The 25437-nt window shown below is 63.8% G+C and carries 26 protein-coding genes; 11 read left to right on the top strand and 15 right to left on the bottom strand.

Annotation, left to right across the window (positions count from 1 at the left end; all coding sequences use genetic code 11):
• Window positions 1–90 precede the first annotated feature (90 nt).
• From ACSQ9A_RS38200 to ACSQ9A_RS38225, 6 genes are all read right to left on the bottom strand, one after another.
• On the bottom strand, window positions 91–1269 hold the full coding sequence (locus ACSQ9A_RS38200; RefSeq protein ID WP_436308244.1) for an ABC transporter substrate-binding protein: 1179 nt from the start codon (window positions 1267–1269) through the stop codon (window positions 91–93).
• A gap of 132 nt (window positions 1270–1401) precedes the next feature.
• Window positions 1402–2418 (bottom strand): branched-chain amino acid ABC transporter permease, encoded by a 1017-nt coding sequence (locus ACSQ9A_RS38205; protein WP_436307953.1) that lies wholly within the window; start codon window positions 2416–2418, stop codon window positions 1402–1404.
• 3 nt (window positions 2419–2421) lie between these two features.
• Complete coding sequence (locus ACSQ9A_RS38210) at window positions 2422–3300, bottom strand: branched-chain amino acid ABC transporter permease (protein WP_436307954.1); 879 nt, start codon at window positions 3298–3300, stop codon at window positions 2422–2424.
• A gap of 26 nt (window positions 3301–3326) precedes the next feature.
• Entirely contained in the window at window positions 3327–4040 is a 714-nt protein-coding gene (locus ACSQ9A_RS38215) for an ABC transporter ATP-binding protein (protein ID WP_436307955.1), read from the bottom strand.
• Window positions 4037–4792 carry an ABC transporter ATP-binding protein gene (locus ACSQ9A_RS38220; RefSeq protein WP_436307956.1) on the bottom strand — a complete coding sequence of 252 codons (756 nt, stop codon included), beginning with the start codon at window positions 4790–4792 and terminating at the stop codon, window positions 4037–4039. The genes ACSQ9A_RS38215 and ACSQ9A_RS38220 overlap by 4 nt, the downstream gene beginning before the upstream one ends.
• Before the next feature lie 100 nt (window positions 4793–4892).
• Complete coding sequence (locus ACSQ9A_RS38225; protein ID WP_436307957.1) at window positions 4893–6803, bottom strand: phospholipase D family protein; 1911 nt, start codon at window positions 6801–6803, stop codon at window positions 4893–4895.
• Window positions 6804–6822: 19 nt separating this feature from the next.
• Between ACSQ9A_RS38225 and ACSQ9A_RS38230 the strand changes: the two genes are divergently transcribed.
• Both ACSQ9A_RS38230 and ACSQ9A_RS38235 read left to right on the top strand, forming a co-directional pair.
• Window positions 6823–7293 (top strand): helix-turn-helix domain-containing protein, encoded by a 471-nt coding sequence (locus ACSQ9A_RS38230; RefSeq protein WP_436307958.1) that lies wholly within the window; start codon window positions 6823–6825, stop codon window positions 7291–7293.
• A complete protein-coding gene (locus tag ACSQ9A_RS38235) occupies window positions 7278–7619 on the top strand; it encodes a hypothetical protein (protein WP_436307959.1) in 342 nt (113 codons plus the stop codon). Before ACSQ9A_RS38230 ends, ACSQ9A_RS38235 begins: the two co-directional genes overlap by 16 nt.
• Before the next feature lie 973 nt (window positions 7620–8592).
• Here ACSQ9A_RS38235 and ACSQ9A_RS38240 read toward each other — a convergent pair.
• Window positions 8593–8856, bottom strand: coding sequence for a hypothetical protein (locus ACSQ9A_RS38240; protein WP_436307960.1), 264 nt, complete (start codon window positions 8854–8856; stop codon window positions 8593–8595).
• Window positions 8857–9038: 182 nt separating this feature from the next.
• On the opposite strand from ACSQ9A_RS38240, the gene ACSQ9A_RS38245 reads away from it, so the two are divergent.
• Complete coding sequence (locus tag ACSQ9A_RS38245) at window positions 9039–9962, top strand: Ku protein (protein WP_436297917.1); 924 nt, start codon at window positions 9039–9041, stop codon at window positions 9960–9962.
• 108 nt (window positions 9963–10070) lie between these two features.
• Entirely contained in the window at window positions 10071–10823 is a 753-nt protein-coding gene (locus ACSQ9A_RS38250) for a tetratricopeptide repeat protein (protein WP_436307961.1), read from the top strand.
• Between the two features lie 25 nt (window positions 10824–10848).
• Here the strand turns inward: ACSQ9A_RS38250 and ACSQ9A_RS38255 are convergent, their stop codons facing one another.
• Entirely contained in the window at window positions 10849–11292 is a 444-nt protein-coding gene (locus tag ACSQ9A_RS38255) for a hypothetical protein (RefSeq protein ID WP_436307962.1), read from the bottom strand.
• 371 nt (window positions 11293–11663) lie between these two features.
• Complete coding sequence (locus ACSQ9A_RS38260; protein WP_436307963.1) at window positions 11664–11939, bottom strand: hypothetical protein; 276 nt, start codon at window positions 11937–11939, stop codon at window positions 11664–11666.
• 309 nt (window positions 11940–12248) lie between these two features.
• Here ACSQ9A_RS38260 and ACSQ9A_RS38265 point away from each other — a divergent pair, with 309 nt between their 5' ends.
• Complete coding sequence (locus tag ACSQ9A_RS38265) at window positions 12249–12551, top strand: hypothetical protein (RefSeq protein ID WP_436307964.1); 303 nt, start codon at window positions 12249–12251, stop codon at window positions 12549–12551.
• 200 nt (window positions 12552–12751) lie between these two features.
• Here the strand turns inward: ACSQ9A_RS38265 and ACSQ9A_RS38270 are convergent, their stop codons facing one another.
• On the bottom strand, window positions 12752–13009 hold the full coding sequence (locus ACSQ9A_RS38270; RefSeq protein WP_436307965.1) for a hypothetical protein: 258 nt from the start codon (window positions 13007–13009) through the stop codon (window positions 12752–12754).
• A 416-nt stretch (window positions 13010–13425) separates the two neighbouring features.
• On the opposite strand from ACSQ9A_RS38270, the gene ligD reads away from it, so the two are divergent.
• Window positions 13426–15897, top strand: a complete 2472-nt coding sequence (gene ligD / locus ACSQ9A_RS38275) for a DNA ligase D (RefSeq protein ID WP_436307966.1) — start codon at window positions 13426–13428, stop codon at window positions 15895–15897.
• A 93-nt stretch (window positions 15898–15990) separates the two neighbouring features.
• Here ligD and ACSQ9A_RS38280 read toward each other — a convergent pair whose 3' ends face one another.
• Window positions 15991–16728, bottom strand: a complete 738-nt coding sequence (locus tag ACSQ9A_RS38280; RefSeq protein ID WP_436307967.1) for a hypothetical protein — start codon at window positions 16726–16728, stop codon at window positions 15991–15993.
• Window positions 16729–16894: 166 nt separating this feature from the next.
• Window positions 16895–17638, bottom strand: a complete 744-nt coding sequence (locus tag ACSQ9A_RS38285; RefSeq protein ID WP_436307968.1) for a hypothetical protein — start codon at window positions 17636–17638, stop codon at window positions 16895–16897.
• A gap of 51 nt (window positions 17639–17689) precedes the next feature.
• On the opposite strand from ACSQ9A_RS38285, the gene ACSQ9A_RS38290 reads away from it, so the two are divergent.
• A complete protein-coding gene (locus ACSQ9A_RS38290; RefSeq protein ID WP_436307969.1) occupies window positions 17690–18217 on the top strand; it encodes a hypothetical protein in 528 nt (175 codons plus the stop codon).
• Window positions 18218–18244: 27 nt separating this feature from the next.
• Here ACSQ9A_RS38290 and ACSQ9A_RS38295 read toward each other — a convergent pair whose 3' ends face one another.
• The gene (locus ACSQ9A_RS38295; protein ID WP_436307970.1) at window positions 18245–19378 is read right to left on the bottom strand and encodes a hypothetical protein; all 1134 of its coding nucleotides are present in this window, start codon (window positions 19376–19378) and stop codon (window positions 18245–18247) included.
• Window positions 19379–19524: 146 nt separating this feature from the next.
• On the opposite strand from ACSQ9A_RS38295, the gene ACSQ9A_RS38300 reads away from it, so the two are divergent.
• On the top strand, window positions 19525–19788 hold the full coding sequence (locus tag ACSQ9A_RS38300; RefSeq protein ID WP_436307971.1) for a hypothetical protein: 264 nt from the start codon (window positions 19525–19527) through the stop codon (window positions 19786–19788).
• 42 nt (window positions 19789–19830) lie between these two features.
• A complete protein-coding gene (locus ACSQ9A_RS38305) occupies window positions 19831–20787 on the top strand; it encodes an HNH endonuclease (RefSeq protein WP_436307972.1) in 957 nt (318 codons plus the stop codon).
• Between the two features lie 12 nt (window positions 20788–20799).
• Here ACSQ9A_RS38305 and ACSQ9A_RS38310 read toward each other — a convergent pair whose 3' ends face one another.
• The gene (locus ACSQ9A_RS38310) at window positions 20800–21189 is read right to left on the bottom strand and encodes a hypothetical protein (protein ID WP_436307973.1); all 390 of its coding nucleotides are present in this window, start codon (window positions 21187–21189) and stop codon (window positions 20800–20802) included.
• A gap of 214 nt (window positions 21190–21403) precedes the next feature.
• Between ACSQ9A_RS38310 and ACSQ9A_RS38315 the strand changes: the two genes are divergently transcribed.
• Window positions 21404–21787 carry a hypothetical protein gene (locus ACSQ9A_RS38315; RefSeq protein WP_436307974.1) on the top strand — a complete coding sequence of 128 codons (384 nt, stop codon included), beginning with the start codon at window positions 21404–21406 and terminating at the stop codon, window positions 21785–21787.
• A gap of 68 nt (window positions 21788–21855) precedes the next feature.
• Window positions 21856–22242 carry a hypothetical protein gene (locus tag ACSQ9A_RS38320; protein ID WP_436307975.1) on the top strand — a complete coding sequence of 129 codons (387 nt, stop codon included), beginning with the start codon at window positions 21856–21858 and terminating at the stop codon, window positions 22240–22242.
• Here the strand turns inward: ACSQ9A_RS38320 and ACSQ9A_RS38325 are convergent.
• Window positions 22191–25379 carry an error-prone DNA polymerase gene (locus ACSQ9A_RS38325; RefSeq protein ID WP_436308245.1) on the bottom strand — a complete coding sequence of 1063 codons (3189 nt, stop codon included), beginning with the start codon at window positions 25377–25379 and terminating at the stop codon, window positions 22191–22193. The genes ACSQ9A_RS38320 and ACSQ9A_RS38325 overlap by 52 nt on opposite strands.
• Between the last annotated feature and the right edge of the window lie 58 nt (window positions 25380–25437).

The raw sequence follows: 25437 nt of genomic DNA on the forward strand, positions 1-25437 counted from the left end.
CCATCGCACTCGCGGGCATGGCAGATGCCGTCCGGCACGCCCGAGCGGCCGCATCGACGTGCATGAGCCGCGACGCGGCTTGCTCCTGGCTCAGTCCGCCACGTTGATGACGTGGCCGATCTCGACCCAGGACTTGCCATCGAAGCGCGCCAGCTGCATGGCCTGCATCGGTGCGTGGCGTGTGGGCGATGTATTGAGGCGTACTCCGGGGAGTTCGACACCCGTCTCGAAATTGCGCAGATTGGCCGCCTGGCGCATGACGTTTTGCCGGGTCAGGTCATCGCCGCATTGCTTGAGAACCTGCACCAGCGCGCGGGCCGCGCCATAGCCGTAGACGTTGAGGGCGTCCTCTACATTGCCCTCCGGATAGTAGCGGCGCATGAATGCGCGCCATTCCTGCATGGCAGGGTCGTCCGCCCACTTGGGATCGGTCGGATCCTTGTTGTAAATGCTGGTGATCAGTCCGACCGACTTGTTGAGCCCCGCGGGAGTCAGCACCGCACCGACCGACTGCGAGATGTTGTTGAGGTAATGCCGCGGCTGCCAGCCGATGTCATGCACCTTTCGGATCGCCTGCGCGGCGAATTTCGACGTCGCGATGTTGACGAGCACATCTGCGTCCGATGCTTTGAGCTGCAGGATCTGCGAGTCGATGGTGGCGTCCGTGACCTCATAGCTTGCCTCGGCGGCGATCATCCCGGCCGCCTTGGCGCCCAGCCCGTCGCGCAGTCCCTTGAGGGCGTCCTTGCCGTAGTCGTCGTTCTGGTAGAGCACGGCGATCCTGGCATTGGGTCGCTCCTTCAGGATGTCACGCGCGTAGACCTGCGTCTCCGTTTGATAGTTCGGCTGCCAGCCCATCGTCCAGGGATGACCGACGGGATCATTCCACTTCGATGCCCCTGTCGCGACGAACAGATGAGGGACCTTGCGAGCGTTGACGTACTCATGAATGGCCATGTTGGTGGGAGTGCCGACGGTCTGGAACAGCAGCAGCACCTTTTCCTGCTCCACGAGCCGCCGCGAAACCTCGAAAGTCTTCGGTGGCGCATAGCCATCGTCCAGGCTCACGAAGTCGATCCGGCGCCCGTTGACGCCTCCTTCGTCGTTCACCTTGCGGAAATAGGCCGCCTGAACCCGGCCGATCACGGCATAGGCCGACGCGGGGCCGCTGTACGGCAGCGTCTGGCCAATCTTGATTGAGGCGTCGGACGCGCCCGGGTCGTAGCGCTTCTGCGCTTGCGCGGTGGCGCCCAGCACCAGCGCCAGCATCGTCGCCAACAGGAGTGACTTTCGCTTCATGCCGTTGTCTCCACAAGCCGAGTACCGGAAAAGGAATTTCGATCCTATGTCGGCGCCGACCCGCGACACAGCGTAAAGGGCCGAGTTACACATGACATTTTCTCAATCGACGCTGCAGTTGATTACACGGCGTGCGCTGAGGGAGCGACGAACCTTTCGCACGAGCCCTGCGAAGCCTGCCGGCATCACGTAGATGGCTAGGATCAGGAAGGCCGCGTAGATCGCCGACGGCGCCGACTTGGAAAGGTCGTCGGCCACGCCAGGGACGAACTGGATGAAAAGCGCGCCGGCCAGGGAGCCCCCGACGCTGCCGAGCCCGCCCACCACCGCGCCGACGAGGAACAGGATGGACATGAACATGCCGTAGCTATCGGGCGCCACGTAGGATGCCGCCACCGCCGCAAGCGCGCCCGCGACGCCCGCGTAGAGCGCGCTGATGCCGAAAGTCATCGCCTTGACGTAGGGCACGTTGACACCCATCGCGGCCGCGGCGATCGGCTGCTCGCGGATCGCGGCCATGGCACGCCCTATTCGCCCGCGCACGAGGTTCCTGGCCACCACGAACATGGCCACCGCGATGGAGAGGGTGATCGCATACAGCCACTGGTCGGCCGACAGCGGCCAGCCGGCAGGCGCCTCCGGCCTCGGGAGCAAGATGCCCTGAACCCCGCCGGTCCATCTTTCGAGGTGACGGGACTTCAGCAGCTGCGGCACCGCGAGCGCAAGCGCGAACGTGGCGAGCGCGAGGTGATGTCCCTTCAGACGCAACGCCGGCCAGCCGAAGAGGAAGCCGGAGACGAAGCACGCTGTCGCGGCGATCGGGAGCGCGCACCACCAGGCCAGGCCGACATGCTTCACGAACACCGCGACGGTGTAGGCGCCCAACGCGAAGAACGCACCGTGTCCCAGCGAGAGCTGTCCGCTGTAGCCCACCAGCAGGTTCAGCCCCAGCACCGCGATCGCCATGCTCATGGCCATGGTGGCCTGGAAAAGCCGGTAGTCGGAAACGACCAGCGGCAGCACGAGCGCCATGCCCAGCACCAGCGCTGCACCCCGGGTCTCGAAGCGGTCCGGGCCGGCACAGGGTCCCGTCCGCATGTCGGCAAGGTATGCACTCATGCGTCAGACCCTCGCGACGAGCTTTCGTCCGAACAGCCCGGACGGCCGCAACAGAAGCACTCCGACGATCACCAGCAGGGCCACCGACAGCTTCAGCTCCGTGCCGACGACGTAGACACCCGCCAGGTTCTCCAGCACGCCGACGATCAAGCCGCCAGCGACCGCGCCCCATGGACTGTCGATGCCGCCCAGCAGAGCGCCCGCAAAGGCGTAGATCAGCACACCGTTCATCATGTTTGGATCGAGGAACAGCACCGGCGCCACCATCATCCCGGCGACGGCGCCGATCATTGCCGACACGCCCCATCCCAGGGACAGCATCAGCGACACCGGGACGCCGGCGAGACGGCTCGCCAAGGGGTGCTCGGCAGCAGCCCGCATGGCCAGCCCCAGCCGCGTACGCCGCAGGAAAACATGCAGCAGTCCCATCGCGGAAAGGGCCACGCACAGGGTGCCGATCTCGTGCGCAGACATCCAGGTGGTGGGCGCCGTCTGATGCTCCATGAAAGCGAACGGGCTCGGGAAGCCTTGCAACTGGTGGCCGAAGAGCCAGCCCGCCAGCGAGTTGATGCCGAGGTAGAGCCCGATGAACACCACGATGATCGAGACTTCGGGTGCATCCTTCAAAGGCCTAAGCACCACGCGTTCGATGGCCATGCCCATGACGAAGCCGAAGGCAAGCGTGAGGAAAAACACAACACCGTAGGGCATGCCCGCCTTCAGCAGCATGGAGGCGACGAAGGTCGAGAACATCGCCATTTCGCCTTGCGCGAAATTGATGTGATGCGTCGACCGGTAGATCATGACCAGCGCAAGGCCGAGGCAGGCATAAATGCCCCCCATGGCAAGGCCCGAGGCGATCTGCTGCAACAGGTACGTCATTGCGTGAGCTTCCTTTGCGTGTTCGTTCAACCACCCAGGTAGGCGCGTCGCAGCCGCTCGTCGCTACGCAATGCCGCGCTAGTTCCGGCCAGAACCACGCGCCCTGTTTCGAGCAGCAGTGCATGGTCTGCCAACGAGAGCGCGCGCGTCACGTTCTGCTCCACGAGCAGAATGGCCACGCTCTCTTGTCGATTGACGTGCTGCATGAAGTCGAAGACTTCGTCGATGACATGCGGTGCCAGTCCGAAGGAAGGCTCGTCCACCAACAACAGGCGAGGCTGCATCATCAGGGCACGGCCTATCGCCAACATCTGTTGCTCGCCGCCCGAGAGCGTGCCTGCCTGCTGCGCCAGGCGTTCGCGCAGCCGGGGGAAGTAGCCGCAGACGCGCTCGATCCGCTCCTGGACGATCTCCCGTTCGCGGCACAGGTAGGCACCGACGCGCAGGTTCTCTTCGACCGTCAGATTGACCAGCGTCCCGCGGTCGTCGGGCACATGCGCGACGCCGAGCGCGGCAATCGCCTCGGTGGGCAAACGCTCGATCCGCCGGCCCTCGAGCCAGATCTCGCCGCGGGTGCGGATCAGCGCCGAAATGGCGCGCAGGATGGCCGTCTTGCCTGCGCCATTGGCACCCAACACCGCGGTCACGCCGCCTGCAGCGATCTCGAAGTCGATGCCGTGCAGCACCCGGGCAGCGCCATGGAAGGCTTCCAGGCCCTTGACCTGCAGCAGGACACTCATGGCGCCCGGTCCGTCCCGAGGTAGGCCTGCAGAACCGCAGGATCGGTGCGAACCGCAGCCGGCGATCCGTCCGCGATCTTGCGACCGAAGTCCAGCGCCACGACCTGGTCGGACAGCTGCATCACGAAGTCCAGTTGATGCTCGACCAGCAGCACGGTGACCCGAAACTGCTCGCGTACCTGCGCCACCAGCCGGCTCAGGGCCTGCACCTCGTCGTGATCGAGGCCGGCCGCAGGTTCGTCCAGCATCAGCAGCTTGGGCTCGCCAACCAGGGCGCGCGCGAGTTCGACACGCTTGCGCATCGCCATGGGCAGCTCTGCCGCCGGCACCCGTGCCAGGTTCAGCAGCCCCATGTCGTCGAGCAACGCGAACGTGCGGCGTTGGATCTTCTCTTCTTCGCGGCGCACCGACGGCAGCCCGAGCGCGGTGGCCACATAGCCTGAGCCGCCTCGGCTGTGGCAACCGACCATCACGTTCTGGGCCACCGTCATGGCCGGAAACAGCGCGCCGCTCTGGAAGGTGCGGGCGATGCCGAGGCCTGCAATGGCATGCTTCGATGTCGCCAGGAGGTCCCGTCCTTCGAAGCGAATCATCCCGCGTAGCGGCGCATAGAGGCCACTCAGACAGTTGAAGAGCGTCGTCTTGCCTGCGCCGTTGGGACCGATGACGCCACAGACCTGACCTCGCTGCACATTGAACGACACGCCCGCCAGCGCCTCGACGCCACCGAATCGCACGGCGAGGTCGCGCACGCTTAAGAACGAAGCTTCATCGGAGCAATGCAAGTCGGCCATCGGCCCCGAGTATCGCCGCGGCAACGCAGGGGGCGCGAGCCCGCGGACGACTCTCGCGTCAGAGCATGCCTTCCGAAATAAAAGGCGCCACCAGCCACAAGTACGCGCGGGTCGCCAAGTCTGCGTCCGGCTCGCGGTCAAGCACCACTTCCTTCAGCTCGTCGATGCCGACCCACTCGATGGCCTGGGAGTGTTCGTTGACCCGCACTCGGTAGGACCCGCGCAACTTGTCCAGGCTCATCAGGCGCAGCACCTCCCTGGCGAGCTCGGGACTTTCGACCATGATGCCGATCTCCGTGTTGAGAGCGTCCGAACGAGGATCGAAGTTCATCGAGCCGAGGAAAACGTACTGTTCGTCGATGACGGCTGTCTTGGCATGCAACCGTCCGAGCGATTGGCTGCCGAACAACCCGAAGCTGCGGTCCCGGGTGGCACGGGTCGGGCTTAGCTCGTACAGCTCCACGCCCATGTTCAGCATGGACCTCCGGTACCGCATGTATCCCCAGTGAACCAGCGGCTCGTCGGTGGCCGCCAGCGAGTTGGTCAGCACCTTGAAACCGACCCCCCGGCGCAATCCTTCCTGGAACATCCGCATCCCGGTACCCCCCGGCACAAGATACGGCGAGCTCAGGGTCACATCGCGCTGCGCGCCGTGCATCAACTGCTCTACCTGCAGGCGCACCGTATGCAGGTGCTCCGCCGTGCTCCCGTCCGGCGTCGGCCTGCAATTCCAGACCTTCTCCGTCGGATCGACCCAGACCTTGGCGCGCCCCCAGATGAGTCCGATGCGCGCATCGTCAAGTTCCTCCACGACAGGACCGTAGCCGAGGATGTCGGTCTTTTCTTCGGTGACCTCATGCGGGATCGGGTCCCCCCGCACGGCCTCGTCGAAACGACTTATACGCTCCGCCGGCGAGGTGGCCGACCCGGTGAAATGTTCGATCGGAATGGCGAACTCGCTGTTCCAGTAGTCATCGAACGCGCTGGCGAGTTCGGTGACCGCGGCACCCATGACCAACGCGTCGAGGTCTGCGAAGTTCTGGTTCGGATCGCGTGTGAAGTACGCGTCAGCGATGTTGCGGCCCCCAGTCACCGCCATCGCGCCATCGGCGATGAACAACTTGTTGTGCATCCTGTGGTTGACCCGGTAGAAGTCCAGCGCCGAGGAAACGAAGCGCGTGGCAAGCGTCTGTCTCCCGGCCGAGAACGGATTGAACAGACGCACCTCGACGCCGGCGTGTGCCGCCAGGTCGGCCAGCAGTTCATCCAGGCCGATGGTGTGCATGTCGTCGATCAGGAGGCGCACGCGCACGCCGCGCGCGGCCGCGTCGCGCATCTGTCGCATCAGGTGGCGGCCGGTCGCGTCGTTCTGGAACACGAAATATTGCAGGTCCAACGAGCTCTGCGCGCGCCTCGCCAGCGCCGCGCGCGTGCTGAGCGCGTAAGGGCCGGTCGGCAGGAGACGAAAGCCGCTGAGCTCGGGATCGGGGGTCGAGGCCTGCGCCAGGCGGACAAGCGGGCTCGAGGACACCGGAGGCAAGGCGTGTGATATTGCGCGGTACTCCGGCACCGGCAGCGCGGCGCAACCGGTCGCCAGCCATACCGCAAGCAAGGCCGCAACCGTGCGAAGCAGCGTCCAAGCGCCCGCACGCGCCATGGCCCCGGCCACTTTCGCCAAGCCGGCGCAGCAGCGCGACCTGCCGGCACGCGGCGAATGGGGCCCTTCGCGTCGACGAGCCCGATGTGGCACCGCGGAGTAGGTGAGAGACTTCAAAAGGCTCATGGCAGCGTCCTGTAAATGGGCCAGGATCTGGATTCCGCCGCATCGCCAATGGGACCATTGGCGCACTCGGCGACTTGGATTGTGCGCAGTGCCACGCCGGGCCGCATCATCGGCGGGGCGCCAGATTCGGCGTTTCTTGCGCTGGACCGGCTTTTTTTGCGGCGAAATTTGCCGCGTCGGCTGCAAGACTCGCTGCGCCAACGCGATGCCCGTCCGCCTGATCGAAGCCCTGCGCTTCAGCCGCGCCTCGACCCCCGCCCAGGACAGAGGGGCGAAGCACCTGCGGCAACTTGGCCTATGGCTGCCACATGCAGACTACCCGGCCCACAGACCTCAACGACCTGTCCATCTTCGCGCGGGTCGCCGAGACCGCAGCTTCACCGCCGCGGCAAAACAGCTCGGCCTGAACACCTCCGTCGCAAGCAAGGCGGTGGTCCGACTAGAGCGCGACCTGGGCACCGGCTCTACGCCGACGCCCATCGGCGCCCGCTCGTGGGTCAGCTGCTTCGCACATACGGGCAATCGCCTGGGTGCGCGGAACGGCTGTTGGCTCTCTGTGATTCCGGCGACGCCTTTGCATTCCTGGGCAGCCAAGCAGCTGCCTGGTCGAACAGCGCCCCGGGCGATCTCGGTGCTCTCGTTCGAACCGGGATCCTCGACATGGATGCGCCCGTGAGGTTCGCATTCACGGTGACGCCGTACCGCGCGGTCCCGCTCGCCTCCCCAGACCATGGGTTCCTCGAATCGGTCGCCGGGCCGGCGTTCGCGCTGGCGGACGCCTACAGCATCGAGGTGCTTCCTGTGGGCTGGCCGTATTGGAACCTCTCTTTCCCTGGCGAGATGACCGATGGAACTCCGGGTTCGGGCGACACTCTGGTTTGCGGCGAGCACGAGTTGCTGAGCGTCATCAATGACCGGGTGCGACAGGTCGAGCAAGCTGGACAGATGACCGGCGAGTTGCTCGCGCGCGTGGGACTCGGCCCGGCGCGACCCTCGCCCTGACGACCGCTGCATGGCCGTTCGCCAGCTGGCGCCCTTCGTGCACGGCGTGTCGGCGAGTAACTCTCGTGGCGCAAGGTGGGTGCCTGCGGCGAAGATAGGTTCGATGTTCGCGCCTCGCCCCGTTTGTTGGTTGTTCCTCCTCGCTTCCTTATCTGCGCCCTCGTGGTCGCAAGCCGTGAATCGAGCCCAGCTTGAAGCATCCGCGTCGATCCTGTTGCGTGACGTAGCTGCCGAGCTGTGCGGCGGGAGCGCCCGGCCTGCAGATGCTGACCTGGCTCAGATCTCGCCCACCTCTCGCAGCCGCTTGAACGACGCACAGCTGGTGTTCAAGAGCCTGGGCTACGAGCAGGCATCGATCAACGGGTTCGAGACGCGCTTGCAGGGTCTGCCGGCTGGCCCAGAATGCCGCGCGGCCGTGATCTCCGCGTCATGGCAACACTTCACCGCGTTGGGCCGCCCGAAGGCTGCTTCAGGCAGCGAGAGTGCCGGAGCTCCCGAGATGGTCGACTTGCCTGCAGTAGCCGCGCTGCCGCAGCTGCCCGCGGCCGTGGCGCAGCAAAGGGAGCCGTCCACGCCGACCAGGCCTCGCCGGCAAGTCTCCCATCAACTGCAGAACCTGAGCGTCGCGCCCCTTGTTGGATCCGAGGCGAGCACCCCATCGGAAGTTGCGCCGCCGCCGGCTCCAATTACCGGTGGGAGCGCGCCCCCCAGCGGACCCGTTGCCGCGGAAGGGGCGAGCGCCGGCGGGACTACGTCTGCACCGGCCCCAGCCGATCCCTCTGGCGCCCCGTTGCCGTTCGGTACGAGGCACCTGGGATGGGTAGGCGGAGGTCTGATGCTGGGAATCGCCGCCCTCGGAGGCGGGTGGCTCCGGCGGCGGAAGAAGGTGACGAGTGCGGAGATGGCTCGCCGGCGGCTGCGCCCCAGCTGAGCACCGACATCAGGCGGTATGCGCGATCCATGGCCAGTCCAGTCACTTCTTCGAGCGCGGCTTGATCGCCTTTCGCCTATCGCAGCCGAGGTCCTGGGCCTCCATCGGTAGGCCGGCGCGCGCGATTCGCATTGGCTCGGGCTCGCCAGAAATCGTGACGACAACCCTGGTCCAACCGTCGGTCGTTTTCCCGAAAACTGCCGTCCCCTCGACGCCAGGGGTGCGCACGGAACGCAGGATCCTCGCGTCGTTGACTTCGAAGTCCTCCGGCGCATAGACGAAGGGAATGGTCTCGGTTGCGCTCATGGGAACCCGACTACGAGTTCGGTTGGGACCATCTGTTCGATTTGCCGGGGCTCCATCTGCCGCATGCTATGCGACGTTTCAGGGCGTGGAAAGTGGACGAATTCCGCCTCTAGCGCGGAGAGGAAAAACATGGCAAGTTCCCCTTTCCAGCGGCCGGATTGCGCCGCCGACACGAGGAAACCATGGCCGCTCGTTCCATCGCATCACTGTCGCTCAGCTTCGGCCTGGTCTCGATCCCGGTGAAGCTCTACTCTGCGACCGAGTCCTCGGAGGCCATCCGCTTCAACATGTTGACGCCTGAGGGCGGGCGTGTGAAGCAGCAATACGTGGCCGAAAAGGACATGAAAACGGTCGTGCAGCGTTCGGAAATGGTCAAGGGCTACGAGTTCGAGAAGGACCAGTACGTCCTTTTCAAGCCCGAAGAGCTGAAGGCGCTCGAAGAAGGCACAAGCCATGTCATCGAGATCGTCGCCTTCATTCCCGAGAAGGAAGTCGACCCGATCTATTACGACAAGGCCTATTTCCTGGCCCCCGACAAGCGCGGCGGCAAGCCCTACAGCCTCCTGCGCGCTGCGATGCGCGAGAGCGGCCGGTGCGCGCTGGCCAAGTGGTCCTGGAAGGGCAAGCAGTACGTTGTCCAGGTGCGGGCTGCCGAGGATGGGCTTGTCCTGCAGCAGCTGCTGTACGCGAACGAGGTGCGCTCAATGGCCGACCTTGGCATCGAGAACGTCGAACCGTCTTCGGCTGAGCTGAAGCTGGCGCTGCAGCTCATCGACCAGATCTCGCAGGACACCTACGACCCGACGATGTTCGAGGACGAAGAGAAGAAGCGCATCCTGGCCGCCATCGACGCGAAGATCGCGGGCAAGGAGGTTGTCGCTGCGCCGCATGCGGGCGAGCAGGAGACCGCCCAGGTCATCGACCTCACCGAGGCGCTTATGGCGAGCCTGAAGCGGCCCAAGCCGGAGACGAAGGCGCCTGCGGCTAAGACCGCCGCCGCGGGCAACGTTGCCGACCTGGGCGCCAAGGAGCGCAAGGGCGTGCGCAGAGCTGCGAAGACCGAGGAAGCGGTGGCGACGCCGGCCCGCACCCGCGCGAGGAAGTAAGCTCGCCCCTCAGTCCGTTGACGGGAGGTTGGTCTGGAGTCGCACACGCTTCGCAGCGTTCAGGAGATGCTTGGCCTCTCCCGCAGCGCGATCGTTCGCCTGGTCGAGATGGGCTTCGTGAAGCCCAGGAGAGGGCCGCGCCTGGCCTATCTGTTTTCCTTCCAGGACGTCGTGCTGCTGCGCACGGCGCACGAGTTGCGCGCCGCGAGCATCCCCACCGCCAAGATTCTTCGCTCACTGCGCCGCCTGAAAGACGAACTGCCCGCAGAGGCTCCTCTCTCTGGCCTGCGCATCACCGCGGTGGGGAACGACATCGCCGTGCGCAATCGGGATGCTCAGTGGGCGGCCGACACCGGTCAGCTGCTTATGGACTTCGAGATCGGCGCGGACAGCAAGGGCGGGGGCGTGACCGTGCTGCGGCACGTGGAGGCCACCAAGCCGTCGGCCACGGCAGCTTCACCGGAGGAGTTGTACCTCCGGGGTGAAGCCCTGGAAGGCGTCGACGACGCCGAGGCGATGCGCGCCTACAGGCAGGCGCTGGAAGGAGCTCCAGACTTCACCAACGCATCCCTGAACCTGGGCGCGCTGCTCTGCGAGAGCGGTGAGTGCGACGAGGCCGTGCGCCTGTTCACCAAGGCGATCGCGCAGCGCCCCGATGAACCGCTCCTGTATTACAACCGCGCCGTGGCGCTCGAAGATCTGAACCGTTTCGATGAAGCGCTCGACAGCTACGACAAGGCGCTGCAGCTCGACCCCGAACTCGCAGACGCTCACTACAACTCGGGCCGCATCCACGATGAGCTGGGCCACGGGCAGATGGCCATCCGACACTGGAGCGCGTACCGGCGGCTGTCCCGGTAGTGCCGGTCACAGCGCACGAACCGAGTCAGCCGAGCGGAACAGATAGGTCCACGACGACCGGAAAGTGGTCCCCGATGGAATTCCATGGTTCGCCCCACTCGACGCTGGCGGTGATTCCTTCATTGCACCAGGTCTGCGGGACGAAGCAGAAGTCGATGTGGAACGGGCGCTCCGGATTTCTCAGAAAGTGATGCGTCGGGTCGAGCTCGCCACCGTAGTCGACCTGCCTAGCGTGGTGATAGGCGCTCACAGACCCGAGGTCGTTGATGCGTGTGAACGTGTCAGCCCACTTGGCCCGTGCGAAGGGCTTGTCGTGGATCGGGTTGCCATTGAAGTCGCCAGCCACCACCGTTGGACCTTCAGCAAAGAGCTCCGCATATGTCTCGATGCCATTCGCGATCGCGCCCAGATAGGTCGGTGCGGGCCAGGTCCAAACTGCGAGCAGGTTGAACGCGGTTGGGCCAGACACTCTCACAGGGTTCACGCAGGCAGGTAGCCCCGCCGCGCGCGACAGCCGCTCGATCCTGTATGGCCCATAGGAGCGAACCTGAATGCCAAGCTTTGACTGTCCCTCTTCGGTGGGGAACCAGAGGACGCGGTCGCTCGGATCTGGTGGCGCTGGCGTTTCGCACACGACCGCAATGTCTGGGTGGAGCGAGTGCAACGCTGTCAGTTTCCTGTCCAGAGGACCACGAGCGCAGTTCCAAGAGACGATTCTCATCGGTTGTTCTTTCGCAAGCGTCGCTTCGGAAGCCCGCAGGCCACTCGTACGCCTCGGCTCCCGATCTCAAAGGCTTGCTGGCCGCTTATCAAAAAAAGCGTTGCGAACGTGCGAACATTTCAAAGCTTGCATCCCATGCGATCGGCGATTTCCATTTCCCTCACCCACTCCAGTCGGATGCTTTTGGTGCAGTCGAAACGCGGGTCGAACTCGAGCTTCCGGACTTTGACCATCTGGCGGTAGCACGCTGTACCTGGCTTGTTGTTGTTGGTGTTCAACTTCGGATCGACTGGGGCATAACACTTCTCTGCGTGGCTATCCGCAGGAGTAATCACAGCAGCCATGAATAGAGCCGCGATCGCGAACACCGACGGAAAAGCAATCCTTGTAGCCATATATGCCCTTCGAAAAGCTAAGAACTATTCGGTCAGGCTACTGCGAATCGCAATGGCATTCATGGGACTTCTGTCATTTCCAATGCAGGATCTTTCGCCCGGAACGGGTTCAGGGGTCCTTACCTCGCAACGGAGAGGTTATGGCGTCGAGACGCGATTCTTGCACGCCGCCCCGGGCCGATGCGGAACGACACTGGACCTTCGTGAGCGCGCCACTTGGCCAACCAGCTACCTCGACAGTTCCACGAACCGGTGCCAGACTGTCGTGCCGCAGAACATCACCGGCTTAGTCAGAACGAGGGGAACTCAATGGCCACCGACAACTCGCCGTACTTCATCAGCAAACAGCCTCTGGTTCGAATCACCGGACAGGTTCAGTACCTGCCCACCGGAAATGTCCACTACGAGATTACCGATACGGTGCACTATCACGTGGGTAGCCAGTGCAAACCATCTAGCCACAACAGTGGCTGCGCCGGCCTTGGCTCAGAGGTTTCGTGCGTTCCCGGCATGATCACCGGGACTTTGGTTCCCGGCATGGGCAACAAGCCTGTCACCTTCACGAAGATACCGGGCTTCATATGCAGCCACCATAAGCGCGTCAAGCTCTGAATCGGTGCGCCCTTGCAGTTGTTGAGTACTGGCACTCCGGGAGGCGCCCTAGCACGCCCTACACTTCAATCGAGCGGACGTTCCAAAGGCCGCTTCGCGCCTTTTGGCCCGCCGCTCATGTCAAACGTTGAACGACTGCTTCTATGGGAACTTGTGCCGCCTCAAGGCGAAGGAGTGAGCAGCACTCCATCGGTGGCACCTCAGCTATTCAGGAAGTAGATGTCTGGCTTGTCGACGACCCCGGCCTCCTGCATCTTCTGACGCAGGTCTGCTGACTCGGAAAAAGCTCGAGCCTGGTCGAGATCCGTCGCTTCGAAGAGTCCGAACACCTCGTTCGGGTCGTCCAAACTCCGGAGCAGGTACTTCTCGGTGAGACCGGCCTCGGTGCGCCTGGACGCATGGGCATCGAACGCAGCCTTCCAAGTCTTGTAGTCCTGAACCTTGTGCCTGATGAACATGAAAGTAGCCATGGTCTCTCCATGTCTGAAGTTGAGTCAGCGGATCAACGCCATCCAGGCATGGCTGACACATGCCTGGCGGCGCGTTCAAACAACAAGCATGGACGGATTCTGCGCGCACCCTGCATCCGCAGCGAACCTGAGGGTAGGAGACGGAAAACGTGGCAGAGCAAGAGGGCCAAGCGCACTCTTCACTTCGCAGACCTCATGAAGGTGACGGGGCAAAATCGGCGGCCCACAGACGGAATCGGCCACTTCCTGATCGACGGGCTGTGTCCAGCGCTTGCTGACCTCTATCGCGCACTCGGACTGCGGTGCGGCCGCAGCAACCGAAGAGCACGCGCCACTGGGTTTGCCGACTCTTCGTGGCGGAAATCGCCTGCATGGCGCCGCCCCAGCGCCCGTACATTCCGCGGATGGCCGAAGCGATCCCACTTTCAAAGTACAAGGCGAAACGCAACTTCGCGGTCACGCCCGAGCCGGCCGAGGGCGGCGAATCGGCAGCAGGCGGCCTGCAGTTCGTGGTCCAGAAGCACTGGGCCACGCGGCTGCACTACGACTTCCGCCTCGAGCTGGACGGCGTGATGCTCAGCTGGGCGGTCCCCAAGGGCCCAAGCTACGACACCGCCGACAAGCGCATGGCGGTGCACGTCGAGGACCACCCCATCTCGTACAACACCTTCGAGGGCACGATTCCTCCGAAGCAGTACGGCGCCGGCAAGGTGGTCATCTGGGACAAGGGCATCTGGGTGCCCGTCGGCGATCCGCGAAAAGGCTACAAGGACGGAAACCTGAAATTCGAGCTACGCGGGCACAAGCTGCGCGGCAAGTGGGCGCTGGTGCGGATCAAGAGCAAGGACGAGAAGCAGGACGCCTGGCTGCTGCTCAAGGAGCGTGATCAGTACGTCCGCCCCGCCAGCGAGTTCAGCGTGGTCGACGAAATGCCGGACAGCGTGGCCGGGCTCCCGCCTCCCGCCGGCGCTGCCGCCCCGACCGAAGCGACCGGCGTGCTGGAAGGCGCCAAGAAGACCGCCCTCCCCGCCAAGATTACGCCCGAGCTCGCCACCCTCGTCGACGGACCGCCGAGCACGGGCGACGACTGGGTCCTTGAACTCAAGTTCGACGGGTACCGATTGCTGGCGCGGGTGGATGTCGCCGGCGTGCGGCTCTTCACGCGCAACGGCCACGACTGGACAAGGAAGCTGCCGCACCTGGCGCGCGACCTGGCGGCCATGAAGCTGGCGCCGTGCTGGCTTGACGGCGAAATCGTGATCCTCAACGAGTATGGGCTGCCCGACTTCGGCGCCCTCCAGAACGCGTTCGACAACGCCAAGACCAAGGACATCACGTTCCACTTGTTTGATCTGATGCATCACGATGGCTTGGACCTGCGCCACGTGCCACTGGTCGAGCGGCGCGCGCGGCTGAAGTTGCTTCTCAAACACGCGCCCGACTCGCTACGGTTCAGCGAGGCCTTCGCCGGTTCGCCGCGGGATGTTGTCGCCTCCGCCTGCAAGCTGGGGTTGGAGGGAATCATTGGGAAGCGCAAGGACAGCGCCTACACGTCGAGCCGTTCCCCCGACTGGATCAAGCTCAAGTGTCGGCAGCGCCAGGAATTTGTGGTCGGCGGCTGGACCTACGTACGCGGAACGAAGTCCGGCATCGGGTCTCTCCTTCTCGGCGTGCACGATGAGGCAGGCAACCTGGTCTATGCCGGCAGCGTGGGCTCTGGGGTCAGCGGCAAGGTTATCCCCGTCCTCCAGGGACTGCTTGCTCCGTTGGCTGAGCCAAAGAGCCCATTCAAGGCTGCGACGGATGCCGCAGCGCGCGGCGCCCAATGGGTGAAGCCCGACCTGGTCGTCGAAGTGAGCTTCGCCGAATGGACGAAGAGCGGCCACGTCCGTCACCCGGTCTTCCACGGCCTGCGGGAGGACAAGCCGGCGAATGCCGTCGTTCGAGAGGTCCCTCAGCACTTGCGCCCGGCCGCTGGCGCCGCGGTCCAGCACACACTGCCGGCCAAGTTTCGGGTATCGAACCCGGAGCGTGTAATCGACCCCTCCACTGGCGTCACCAAGATCGAGCTGGTGCGCTTCTATGGCCTGGTGGGGCCGTTGATCCTCGAACACCTAAAAGGCCGCCCTGTGTCGCTTGTGCGCGCGCCGGCAGGCATCACGGGCGAACTGTTTTTCCAGAAGCACTTGGACAAAGGCGAGATCCCCGGCGTGCGACAGCTCGACCCGGCCCTCAATCCCGCGCACGCCCAGCTGCTCGAGGTGGCCACCGCGCAGGGGCTGCTTTCGGCCGCCCAACTCAACGTGGTCGAGTTCCACACCTGGAACGCAGTCAAGACAGCCATCGGCAAGCCCGACCGCATGACCTTCGATCTCGACCCGGGCGACGGCGTGAAGTGGGCGCAGATCCAGCAGGCCGCCGAGCTCGTGCGGGTCTTCCTCGAGCAGCTCGGGCTGGTCTCATTCGTGAAGACCAGTGGCGGCAAGGGGCTGCACGTTGTGGTGCCGGTCAAGCGGCTGTACGACTGGGACACCGTCAAGGATTTCACCCAGGCGATCGTCGTGCACCTGGCGCGAACGCTCCCTCAGCTCTTCGTTGCCAAGAGCGGCCCGAAGAACCGGGTGGGCAAGATTTTCATCGACTACCTTCGCAACGGGTTCGGCGCTACGACAGCCTCCGCATGGTCGGCGCGCGCGCGCCCGGGGCTGGGGGTCTCGGTGCCGATCGCGTGGAGCGAGCTGACGAAGGTGACCAGCGGGGCCCACTGGAACGTCCGGAACATCCACACAAGGCTGGACAAGGGAAACGAGCCGTGGTCCGGCTATGCGAAATCGGCATGCTCGTTGGGGCAGGGCAAAAGAATATTGTCGGCCTAGCGACAAAAAAGGGGCCATGCGCTGGGCGGAACCATGCGAGCAACTCGGCGGTTTGGGAGAGGGGCCAGCGGGCGGTTGTTCCAATGTCTGTGGTTACTTGCCGAACCGAACGACGCCTGAGAACCAGAACTCAAGGAAAAAACTCCTTCTTTCACGGTCCCAGAGGAACGGCACGAGATCGTTCCTATCGGTCCAGATCTGAAGTCCGATCTGCGCAACATCGCAAAGATGGTTCGGCAGGGCCGCCCGAACCTCGGCGTCGAGTTGAGGTTCCAGCCGTAGATCAGGGACATACGGATCATCAAGATTCTCTGTAATGGCGCCGCTGTGATACCTGTGTGCGAGCTTGGAAAACTCGATCACAGCAGCTGCAGGGAACTCCAGTGGCAAAACAGAGCCACTGTCGAGCTTAGTCAGTGCATAGGGGACATTGGGGACGTTGGGCCTGTTGCGCTCCTGAAAGTTCAGCGTGGATGACCAGTTGGTAACGCTGAAACTCGAAGGTTCACCGGGCGCGTAGAACTCGAGGGTTTGGTGATGTATAGGGTCGAGAATTGCGATCAGGACCGCACTGCGGACTCTTAGTGCAGAGGATCCTGCGTTTCGCACGCTCATCTGAACAGGCTTGAAGCGACGCACATACTTGGCGTAGTAGTCCAGCTTGAAGTAATCCCGCGGCTCAAGCATAAACGGGCAATCATCGGTCATGTCGACATAGACGTCTGGCTTCCCTTCCGCACCCAGTCTCTTCAACACGCCTTCCTGCAGCACGGGCCACAGCTCTTTCAGGACGCGCAGGAACGCGTCGGACCTTGATTCGCGTTTCGGCATTAGACCTCCGACCGAAGGCTTAGGGATAGGATCTGTGACCTGTCTCACGCCAGTGTGGCAGGGACGGCAGTCATAGACAAGTCCGGGGAGCTGCCTCATTGGGGGGTGGCTCGTGGCCGGGACCCCCGGCGGGTTTAACCGGCTGCTGAAGCCTCAAAGCTGCTTATCAGTACTTTCCGCTCGCAGAGGCGCGCTTCTTCTTCAGATAGTTGGCGTAGGCCCAACGGTTTCTGATCTTTGGCTTGCGCGCGCGCGAGGTTGAAGCAGCGTTGCGTGGCGGACGAGCGTTTGCGGTGCCTGCTTTGGCGGCCTTCGATCCTCGGCGCGTCTTCGGCGCGGTGCCGCCCATCCAGCGGAGATCAGCCGGCGCGATCCCGAGCACTTCGCTCTTCAACGACGCCGGCGTCAGTGCATCGAAACGAGCGAGGACCCGCCCAGCGGCCGCGGCGTAACCCAGTCTGATCTCAATAGGCCGCTCGAGCAGCCAAGCCAAGTCTACGAGCGCATCCACGTTGGGGACCTCGATCGCGAGTTCGCGCGCCAGCTCGAACGCCGGTCGTTGATCCGGGCCAGAGCGCATTGCATCGAGCAAGTCGTAGGGCATCCGCTCGTCCGAGGCCGAGCACCAGGCGATCACGTCCTGCAGCGGCACGCCCGAGAGAGCAAGCGACATGATCTCGACCCACTCCTCCGATCCGGACTCGAACTCGAACGCACCGATGGAACTGACGCGCCGGAGAACCGATACCGGCTCGCGTTGCAGTGCCTCCGAGGCCTCGTGAACGGTCAGTCCGCCATCGATCGCGGTGAGGAGCTTCTTGTCGTCGGCCTTGACCCAGGCGTTCAAGGTGCGAGGGCAATTGAGGGCATCTGCGTTCATGCAAACCATCTTGCGGAAGCGGATCTTCATCCGTCAAGGACAGGCGAAAATAAACTGCTTGCCGCCCGATCCATCGAAACAATGATGACCACCATCTCTTCGTCCAGCCCCATGCCGCTTCGGGTTGAAAGTGGCCTTGCTGGTCGGTCCCTCGATGCCGTGTTCGCTGCCGAAGGATTGGGCATCGTTGGCCCGATCGCGCGCGACGTGGGCCTCGGCGCCGAGGCGATCTCGTTGAGCGGCCTCCAGGTCCTCTACTGGCTGCGTTCGCAGCACCCGTTGACGAGGCCGGACATGCTTCGAGCGATGGCGCAATGGCGTGGCACAGGCCGAAATGATGTCATCCCGTTCAAGCCCTCCGGTGCAGTGCCGGAACTGTTGGACCGGATGGTGAAGGACGAGCTCCTTTGGGAGATGGGATCGCCAAAGCGCCTGCTCGTCTCGCCCAAAGGGATCGCGCTGCTGTCTCGCCTGCACCCGGCGAGCGAGGATCTCGACCTACCTTCGCGCCTCGCGCGCTGGCAGAGCGAGTGGCCTGCCTCCGAGCGTGACCCGGGGAAGTACGTTCGATCGTTCATCGCCAGACAGCGGAACTTCATCTCGTCCTAAGGTGAGTTGAAGCGGTCCCGCGGCTGCTCAAGCGGTGGGCTCGCGCTGCGGCAGGATGCCGTCGAGAACCTTTGCCATCGCCTCCTTGCGCCCAATCGGCGCATCAGTCGCAAGGGCATCCCAATCCAACGCGTAGAGAACGACGTCTTGCCAACGCGTGGGGGTTGGTCGGTTCGAATAGTGATCATTGACCGCTGGACGGTAGAGCGCGATCGCTCCCATGTTCCAGAGCGTGCCGAACGCATCGACATCCGAGCTTGCTGCGCGCCCTGCCGCGCGTCGCGTGAGCACGACGTGATGCCAGAACGCGTAGCCCACAAGGAGCACACACAGCAGTAGGCACAGCCACCAAGCTGCGGAGGTGAAGAACAGGCCGATGCCTATGAAAAAGGCGACGGCCTTTTCGATGGCAGAGCGCAAGAGGAGCTTCTTGCCGGCGGCGGTCTGCGAGGCGATTTCTTGCACAGCTGACCAGTTGACGGCAGTACCCGCTGAGGCTGCATGGATCTCAAAGCCGAGTTCGGGAATGCGCCGGTGGAGGATGTCGTCCTGCTCACGCTTGCTCCGTTCAAGAAACTGCGCCTGCGGATCAGCGGCAGCGCTCGGCTCTGGTGAAGGCGCTGCGGCCCGGGCGGCAGCTGGGCTGTGCGCCGGCCTGGACGCCAGTGCATCTGGCGCCTCTTCGTTCCCAGATGACGGAGAGGCTTCAAGGCCAGCGGCGCGCAGTTCCTCTGTTGAGTCGTCCAAGGCCATGAGTTTTTTCCGGACGCGCTCTTCGTGGGGATCGTTCGGGTCAACCTGTTCATGCACCCAGGCGATGCCCCTCGTCTCCTTTGCGATGCGTCGCGCGTCGTGGAGTCGGCTGGCGCCGAGACGCTTGCGGACCTGAGCCATGACGTCGGACCAGCTGCCGCTGTCGTGGACGAGGTTCTGTATCCACACGACATCGGAGAGGCTAAGGTCGCCCGTGGGCGTCGATGATGGGAGCGGGTCGGTGACCCAATCGAATCCGTGTACCCGACGGCCTTCCTCGCGAGCGAGTTCCAGGTAGGTGTCGCCGAAGCTGCGAAGAATGCGCTGCTTAGCGGCATCCCAGCTCGAACTGGCGCGCACAATCGCCAGGATTTTCTCGGTGACGTAGTTCTGGGACGATGGTTCCACTGGTTGAGCCTTTCTTGTCGCGTAGGAAGCCATGCAAGGCGGCGCAGCTCCGGGCCGGATGGTAATGGCTTGCCTGCCGGCTGCACGCGAACTGCTGGGGGAGGTGACCTATCCAAGCGAAGCAGTCAGATGTCAGAATCCGGGCCATGACAATGAGCCCTGCGTCTACCTCGAGCGTTCCCGCGGCTGCGGGAAGTCCCCCATTCCTGCCGGCGCTGCACAGTGTCGTGTTTGCCGTGACGATGCTTGCCTTGGCCGCGGCAGCAGGCTTCTTCCTCTCAGGTTTTCTGCTGGGGAATCACCTCGCTCCCCCGATGTGGAGCGTCATGGGGATGGGCACATGCCTTGTACTTTCGCTGCATGGCATCGCCGCTCTCTTCGCGTTTCGCTTCTTCTTCGACCTCGACTGAACCGGACGATCGGATGTGCCGTCAGCGGGCGCTCTCTCACTGATGTCCGTCGAAGCCTACCAACAGAGGTTCGCGCGGCTGAACGTCAATGCCGTGGCTGGCCGGGCCAGCCCACACAAGATCTGCATGCTGCTGGCCGTCCTCGACCTCGCCCGCGGCGGGGCGCTGATCGAAAACCGCATCTACTACGCGCCTCCGCTTCTGGAGCGATACGCACGCTTCTTCGACGCCGTGCGCGGGCCCACCGACCATCGAAATCCCTACTTCCCATTCTTCCATCTGGCAGGGCTCCTGCGCGGTGGTGGCGAGAGCTTTTGGCACCTCCACGCGCTACCCGGGCGTGAGACGGTGCTGGATGCAATGACTACGGCGCGCAGCAATGCAGCGATCCTCGAGAACATCGCCTTCGCGTCGCTGGACAAAGAGCTGTTCGAGCTGCTTCAGTCGCCGATCAACATCGAGGCCCTGGGGGACGCACTTTCAACATCCTGGTTCGATCGCGGGCTGAGCGAGCTGCGCGCCGTGGTCGCCCAGGCAAGCGTGATCAGCCGCTACGAGCACCAGTTGCGCGCAGGCCCGGCGCTGCAGGTCCGCCCGCAGACTCCGCCGGCGTACGTGCGCGATCCGGCGTTCCGCCGTGTCGTGACCGAGCTCTACGACTACCAATGCGCGGCGACCGGCCAGCGATTGGTGCTTCCGGACGGCACGGCGATGGTCGAAGCAGCCCACATTCATCCGTACAGCGAAGCGCAGGACGACGACCCGCGCAACGGTCTAGCGCTTACCCCGAACATGCACTGGGCGATGGATCATTTTCTGATTGCGCCAGGGCCAGATTTCAAGTGGCGCGTCGCCTCGCGACTGGATAGTCGCATCGCCGATCACAGACCCTTCCTCGAACTGGAGGGGAAGCGTGTGCTAGTGCCAAGAGAGCAACGGATGTGGCCAAAAGCCGAATCACTTCGGTGGCGCGTTGCGAAGCTCGAGGTGCGCGACTGACTGCGGTTCGAATCACATCCCGAGGCTGGGCGCGTCGCCGGTAGAAGTTTCCTCGTCAGGCTCGGCCATGAGCGCCTTGATGCGCATGGCGTACGTCTCTGCGACCGCTTTCTCAACTGAAGTGGCAAACCTGTCGATCTCGCCGGCGACGGTCGCCTCATCTGTCCCTGGTCGGAGCAAGGCCCAGCAGGTGGAGAGTGCGTTGTTGCCCTCGCTTCGGTAGTCGCCTGTCAGCACGTGATCGCCATCGCTGTTCACCCGGCAATAGACAACGGCGGTCCTGCCGCCGGCGGCGGTGTCAAAGTCTTTGCTTGCTACGTCGATGCGCACGCGGTCGGGGTACCAGCCGAGGGAGACCAGCTTGCTGACGAAGAGGGTTTGGATGGGCGTGGCCGGATTCACTTCGAAAGTCCTTATAAAAGCCTCAACCATGCCACCAGCACGCAAGAATCGCCCATTTGTTTTCGCCGGACGGAGGTCGATCGCGCAATCGCGTCGGCGCGCAGCGGATAGCATCGCGAGCTTCCCGCCTCTGTGACGTGTACGAACACTCCATGAACCTATCTCTCCCGAGCTCTCTCGAAGTAGGTCCCCGCCAGTTCAGCGAGGTGGCTCGTTGACCGCCGCCGCCGTCAATGCCGCGCTCCTTGAACTTTGGGAGCGGCAGAATCCGCAGCCGACGCTCTGGCCGATGATGCACGAAGAGATCGCGCCAGACGGCTTCGTGTCCGTTGGGCTGAATCCATCGTTTTCCGAGGATGGAACCAAGGGCTGGGCTCACCTCAGGAGCGATCCTGAGCTGGCGCAGTTGTGGAAAGGCCCCGTGCGCATTTCACGTGGAATGCTGCCGACCGATCTAACTTCGACTTGGCCACGGCGCTACGTGCTGAGAGAAGCGCTCGTGAGCATCATTCCTTCTACGCGCCTATGCGCAGCCTCCGCGACAAGATCAGAGCGACTCATCAGATGGCTTGGAACCACCTTGACTTGTTCTTCGTGAGGGAGACTGACAGTCTTCAATTGAAGGGTCGCGTGTTAGCGCGTCAGTTTCGTAACCAGCCGCTAACCATGACCCACTTTGGAGAAGCTCAGTTCAAATTGTTCGAGCAGCTGCTGGTGGCTGCCCGGCCTCGCATCCTTGTCATCGTCAATGCGCTGGCCAGCCGTCTCTACTTGCAGGTGCGTAGCGCCACCGTGCGCGCGAACGAAGATCTGGGCTGTCACATCGATGTCATTGCCGATCGAAAAGTCCCAGTGCTGTTTTCCGGCTTCCCGACTTACATGGACCACTTCACGCGAGCGCGTCTTGAATGGCACATGCGCCACGTGCTGACCCAGCTCTCGCTCACCGAAAAGGCCGCTGCCTTGGACCACATTGACGCCGTCCCCGAAACGCCCGGGCGTCAGCGAAAGTCTCGACTCGGCGCGCGCAGCTTGCCCAGCAACGGCGTGTGATCCACCAGCTTCATGGCCACAAGCGACTGCACGCCCTTCTCGCTTTGCCACGTGCCTTCGACGCTGAGCAGCTTGGCGCCGAGCAGCACGCCGCGTTGTTGCTCCGCGACCTGCGGCCAGACGATGATGTTCACGGTTCCGGTCTCGTCTTCGAGCGTCGCAAAGACGACGCCCTTCGCGGTGCTAGGGCGCTGCCGGTGCGTCACGATCCCGCTGGCGCGCACCTTCTGGCGGTCCTTGGCGGCGGTGCGCAGTTCCTCGGAGGTCTTGATGCCCCACTCAGCGAGCTGGGGCCGGATGATCGCAAGCGGGTGCCTACGCAGGCTCAGCCCAACGGAGCCGTAGTCGTCCGCGATCTCGGAGCCCTCTTCCGGCGTCGCGAACTTGATCGCGTCCTCGAAGGTTCGCGCCTCACGTAGCATCTTTGTCGGCCGCGTATCGACGCCCTTCGCTGCCCACACCGCATCGGGGCGCCGGCCGGCAAGAGTGAGCAACGCGTCTGCACTCGAAAGACACTTGAGGTCGTGCGCGTCGAGCTGCGCGCGCATGGCCAGGTCCTCGACGGACGCGAAGGGCGACTGTGCGCGCGCGGCGACGATCCGCTTCGTTGCCTCCTCGCGCATGCCGTTGATCCGCGACAGGCCGAGGCGCACGGCGCGCAGCGGTTGCTCGTAGGTGCTGTCCCAGCGGGGCGATGCCGCGGCTTGAGCCGGTTCCTCGAGGGTCGATTCCCATCCGCTGATAGTGACGTCGACCGGGCGAACTACGACGCCGTGCTCCCGCGCATCGCGCACTAGCTGCGCAGGCGCGTAGAAGCCCATGGGCTGCGAGTTGAGCAGGCCTGCGAGCAGCGCGTCGGGGTGGTGGCGCTTCAGCCAGCAGCTCACGTAGACCAGGTGGGCGAAGCTGGCCGCGTGCGACTCAGGAAATCCGTAGCTGCCGAAACCCTCCACCTGCTTGGCCAGGCGCTGCGCGAACTCCTCGCTGTAGCCCTTCTTCAGCATCCGCTCGATGAGCTTGCGCTGGTGGACCTCGAGACCGCCACGCTTTCGCCACGCGCCCATTGCGCGGCGCAGCTGGTCGGCCTCGCCGGCGGTGAAGTCGGCGGCAACCATGGCTATGGCCATCACCTGCTCTTGGAATAGTGGAATGCCAAGCGTTCGCTCTGTCGCCTGCTTGATCTCATCGCTCGGGTACTCCACCGCTTCCTCACCCATGCGCCGGCGCAGATAGGGGTGAACCATGCCGCCTTGAATCGGGCCTGGCCGCACGATCGCCACCTGGATGACCAGGTCATAGAAGGTGCGCGGTTGCATGCGCGGCAGCATGCTCATCTGCGCGCGACTTTCGATCTGGAACACACCGACGGTGTCGGCCTTGCAGATCATTTCGTAGGTGGCAGGGTCCTCGGGCGGCACGTCTTGCATGCGCATCGGAGGGCCGCCAGCCTTCTCGCCGGCCATGTCGAGAGCTCGGTGTATGGCGCTCAGCATGCCGAGCGCGAGGATGTCGACCTTGATGAGACCCGTCGAATCGAGGTCGTCCTTGTCCCATTGGATGATGCTGCGGTTCTCCATCGCAGCGTTCTCGACCGGAACGAGGCGGCTCACCTTGTCGCGGCCGATGACGAAGCCACCTGGGTGCTGGCTGAGGTGGCGCGGGAAGCCGCGAATGGTATCGGCCAGCGTGAGCCACTGGATCACGGCTGGATCGTTGGGGTCGATCTCGTTCTCGACGAGGCACGCCTCGCTGATCCACTTCTCATCGGTGCCGTAGGCTGTCTTCGCGAGAGCCTCGACTTTGTCCATCGGGATGCCCAGCGCCTTGCCCACGTCGCGCAGTGCGGATTTGGTGCGATAGCTGATGGCGACGGCTGTGAGCGCGGCGCGATCGCGACCGTACTTGTCGTAGATGTACTGCATCGCCTCTTCACGTCGCTGGTGTTCGAAATCGACGTCAATATCGGGCGGCTCTTTCCTTTCGACTGAGATGAAGCGTTCGAAGAGAACGCTCATGCGATCCGGGTCCACGTTTGTGACCTCGAGGCAGTAGCAAACAGCGCTGTTGGCCGCCGACCCGCGTCCCTGGCAGAGGATGTTCCGGTCGCGCGCCCAATGCACGATGTCAGCAACGGTCAGGAAGTAGCTGTCGTACTCTAGCTGCGCAATGATGCTGAGCTCGTGCTCGATCTGCTTGCGAACCTTGTCAGGGAGGCCGTTCGGGTACCGACGTGCCGCGCCGTCATATGTGAGCTTGCGAAGATGCGACGCGGGCGTCTCGCCGTCGGGTACGACCTCGCGGGGGTATTCGTACTTGAGCTCTTCCAGCGAGAAGGTGCACATGCTGGCGACCCTGACGGTTTCCTCCATCCACTCGCCCGGCACCTGGGCCATCAGCGCCGCGCGCCCGCGCAGATATGCCTCGGCGTTTACTTGCAGCGCGAAGCCTGCCGTCGCGACCGTCTTCCCGATGCGCACTGCGGTGAGCACGTCCTGTACCTTCTTGCGCTTGCTGGTATGCATGACGGGGCTCGAACTGGCCACGATCCGGATGCCGGTTCGCTGGCCAACCTGCTCGACGATCCACAGGCGCAGCTCGTCGTCCATCAAAAGCGGCCGCGGCGCGACGATCCAGGCGCGGTCCGGGAACCAGGTATTGAGCCACATCGCCTGCGCGAACAACGATTCGACAGTAGCGTCGGGCTCAGGCAAGAGCAGCGCCAGGCAACCGGGCATGCCGGCCAGGTGCGGCGCCTGGATGTTCTTGCCCTCGACGTCCGTCACCAGGGCGCTGTAGCTGCCCTTGGCCGCCCGCCGGCGCGCGAGCGTGATGCATTCGCAGAGGTTGCCCCATCCGCTTTTCGTTTGGGCCAGGAACACGATCCTGGCGTGCTTGTGACCGCTCTGCGTGGTGAGCTGCATCTCGCTGCCGCAGATGAAATGGATGTTGGCCTCGCGCGCTGCCAGGTGGCCGCGCACCACGCCCGAGACTGAGCATTCGTCTGTCAGGGCCAGGGCTGAGTACAGCTTGGCCGCCGCACGCTCGACCAGTTCCTCGGGCTGGGAGGCGCCCACAAGGAAGGTGAAGTTCGACCGGCAGTGGAGCTCGGCGAAGGGCGGCGGCTCGGTACTGTACATAAAACCAGTATCGCAGAGAGTCCCTGTCGCGGTTTTTGACCCGGATGGCGTCCTGCCT

The sequence above is a fragment of the Variovorax sp. LjRoot290 genome (assembly GCF_964253985.1).
GTDB lineage: Bacteria > Pseudomonadota > Gammaproteobacteria > Burkholderiales > Burkholderiaceae_C > Variovorax.

Excerpts from the sequence above, each read along its gene's own strand:
- ACSQ9A_RS38205 (WP_436307953.1), bottom strand. The coding sequence starts at position 2,418 with ATGAGTGCATACCTTGCCGACATGCGGACGGGACCCTGTGCCGGCCCG.
- ACSQ9A_RS38210 (WP_436307954.1), bottom strand. The coding sequence starts at position 3,300 with ATGACGTACCTGTTGCAGCAGATCGCCTCGGGCCTTGCCATGGGGGGC.
- ACSQ9A_RS38280 (WP_436307967.1), bottom strand. The coding sequence starts at position 16,728 with ATGCCGAAACGCGAATCAAGGTCCGACGCGTTCCTGCGCGTCCTGAAA.
- ACSQ9A_RS38270 (WP_436307965.1), bottom strand. The coding sequence starts at position 13,009 with ATGTTCATCAGGCACAAGGTTCAGGACTACAAGACTTGGAAGGCTGCG.
- ACSQ9A_RS38250 (WP_436307961.1), top strand. The coding sequence starts at position 10,071 with ATGGGCTTCGTGAAGCCCAGGAGAGGGCCGCGCCTGGCCTATCTGTTT.
- ACSQ9A_RS38285 (WP_436307968.1), bottom strand. The coding sequence starts at position 17,638 with ATGAAGATCCGCTTCCGCAAGATGGTTTGCATGAACGCAGATGCCCTC.
- ACSQ9A_RS38320 (WP_436307975.1), top strand. The coding sequence starts at position 21,856 with ATGACCCACTTTGGAGAAGCTCAGTTCAAATTGTTCGAGCAGCTGCTG.
- ACSQ9A_RS38260 (WP_436307963.1), bottom strand. The coding sequence starts at position 11,939 with ATGGCTACAAGGATTGCTTTTCCGTCGGTGTTCGCGATCGCGGCTCTA.
- ACSQ9A_RS38265 (WP_436307964.1), top strand. The coding sequence starts at position 12,249 with ATGGCCACCGACAACTCGCCGTACTTCATCAGCAAACAGCCTCTGGTT.
- ACSQ9A_RS38200 (WP_436308244.1), bottom strand. The coding sequence starts at position 1,269 with ATGCTGGCGCTGGTGCTGGGCGCCACCGCGCAAGCGCAGAAGCGCTAC.
- ACSQ9A_RS38325 (WP_436308245.1), bottom strand. The coding sequence starts at position 25,379 with ATGTACAGTACCGAGCCGCCGCCCTTCGCCGAGCTCCACTGCCGGTCG.
- ACSQ9A_RS38300 (WP_436307971.1), top strand. The coding sequence starts at position 19,525 with ATGACAATGAGCCCTGCGTCTACCTCGAGCGTTCCCGCGGCTGCGGGA.
- ACSQ9A_RS38215 (WP_436307955.1), bottom strand. The coding sequence starts at position 4,040 with ATGAGTGTCCTGCTGCAGGTCAAGGGCCTGGAAGCCTTCCATGGCGCT.
- ACSQ9A_RS38305 (WP_436307972.1), top strand. The coding sequence starts at position 19,831 with ATGTCCGTCGAAGCCTACCAACAGAGGTTCGCGCGGCTGAACGTCAAT.
- ACSQ9A_RS38235 (WP_436307959.1), top strand. The coding sequence starts at position 7,278 with ATGGATGCGCCCGTGAGGTTCGCATTCACGGTGACGCCGTACCGCGCG.
- ACSQ9A_RS38230 (WP_436307958.1), top strand. The coding sequence starts at position 6,823 with ATGCCCGTCCGCCTGATCGAAGCCCTGCGCTTCAGCCGCGCCTCGACC.
- ACSQ9A_RS38240 (WP_436307960.1), bottom strand. The coding sequence starts at position 8,856 with ATGAGCGCAACCGAGACCATTCCCTTCGTCTATGCGCCGGAGGACTTC.
- ACSQ9A_RS38290 (WP_436307969.1), top strand. The coding sequence starts at position 17,690 with ATGATGACCACCATCTCTTCGTCCAGCCCCATGCCGCTTCGGGTTGAA.
- ligD (WP_436307966.1), top strand. The coding sequence starts at position 13,426 with ATGGCCGAAGCGATCCCACTTTCAAAGTACAAGGCGAAACGCAACTTC.
- ACSQ9A_RS38245 (WP_436297917.1), top strand. The coding sequence starts at position 9,039 with ATGGCCGCTCGTTCCATCGCATCACTGTCGCTCAGCTTCGGCCTGGTC.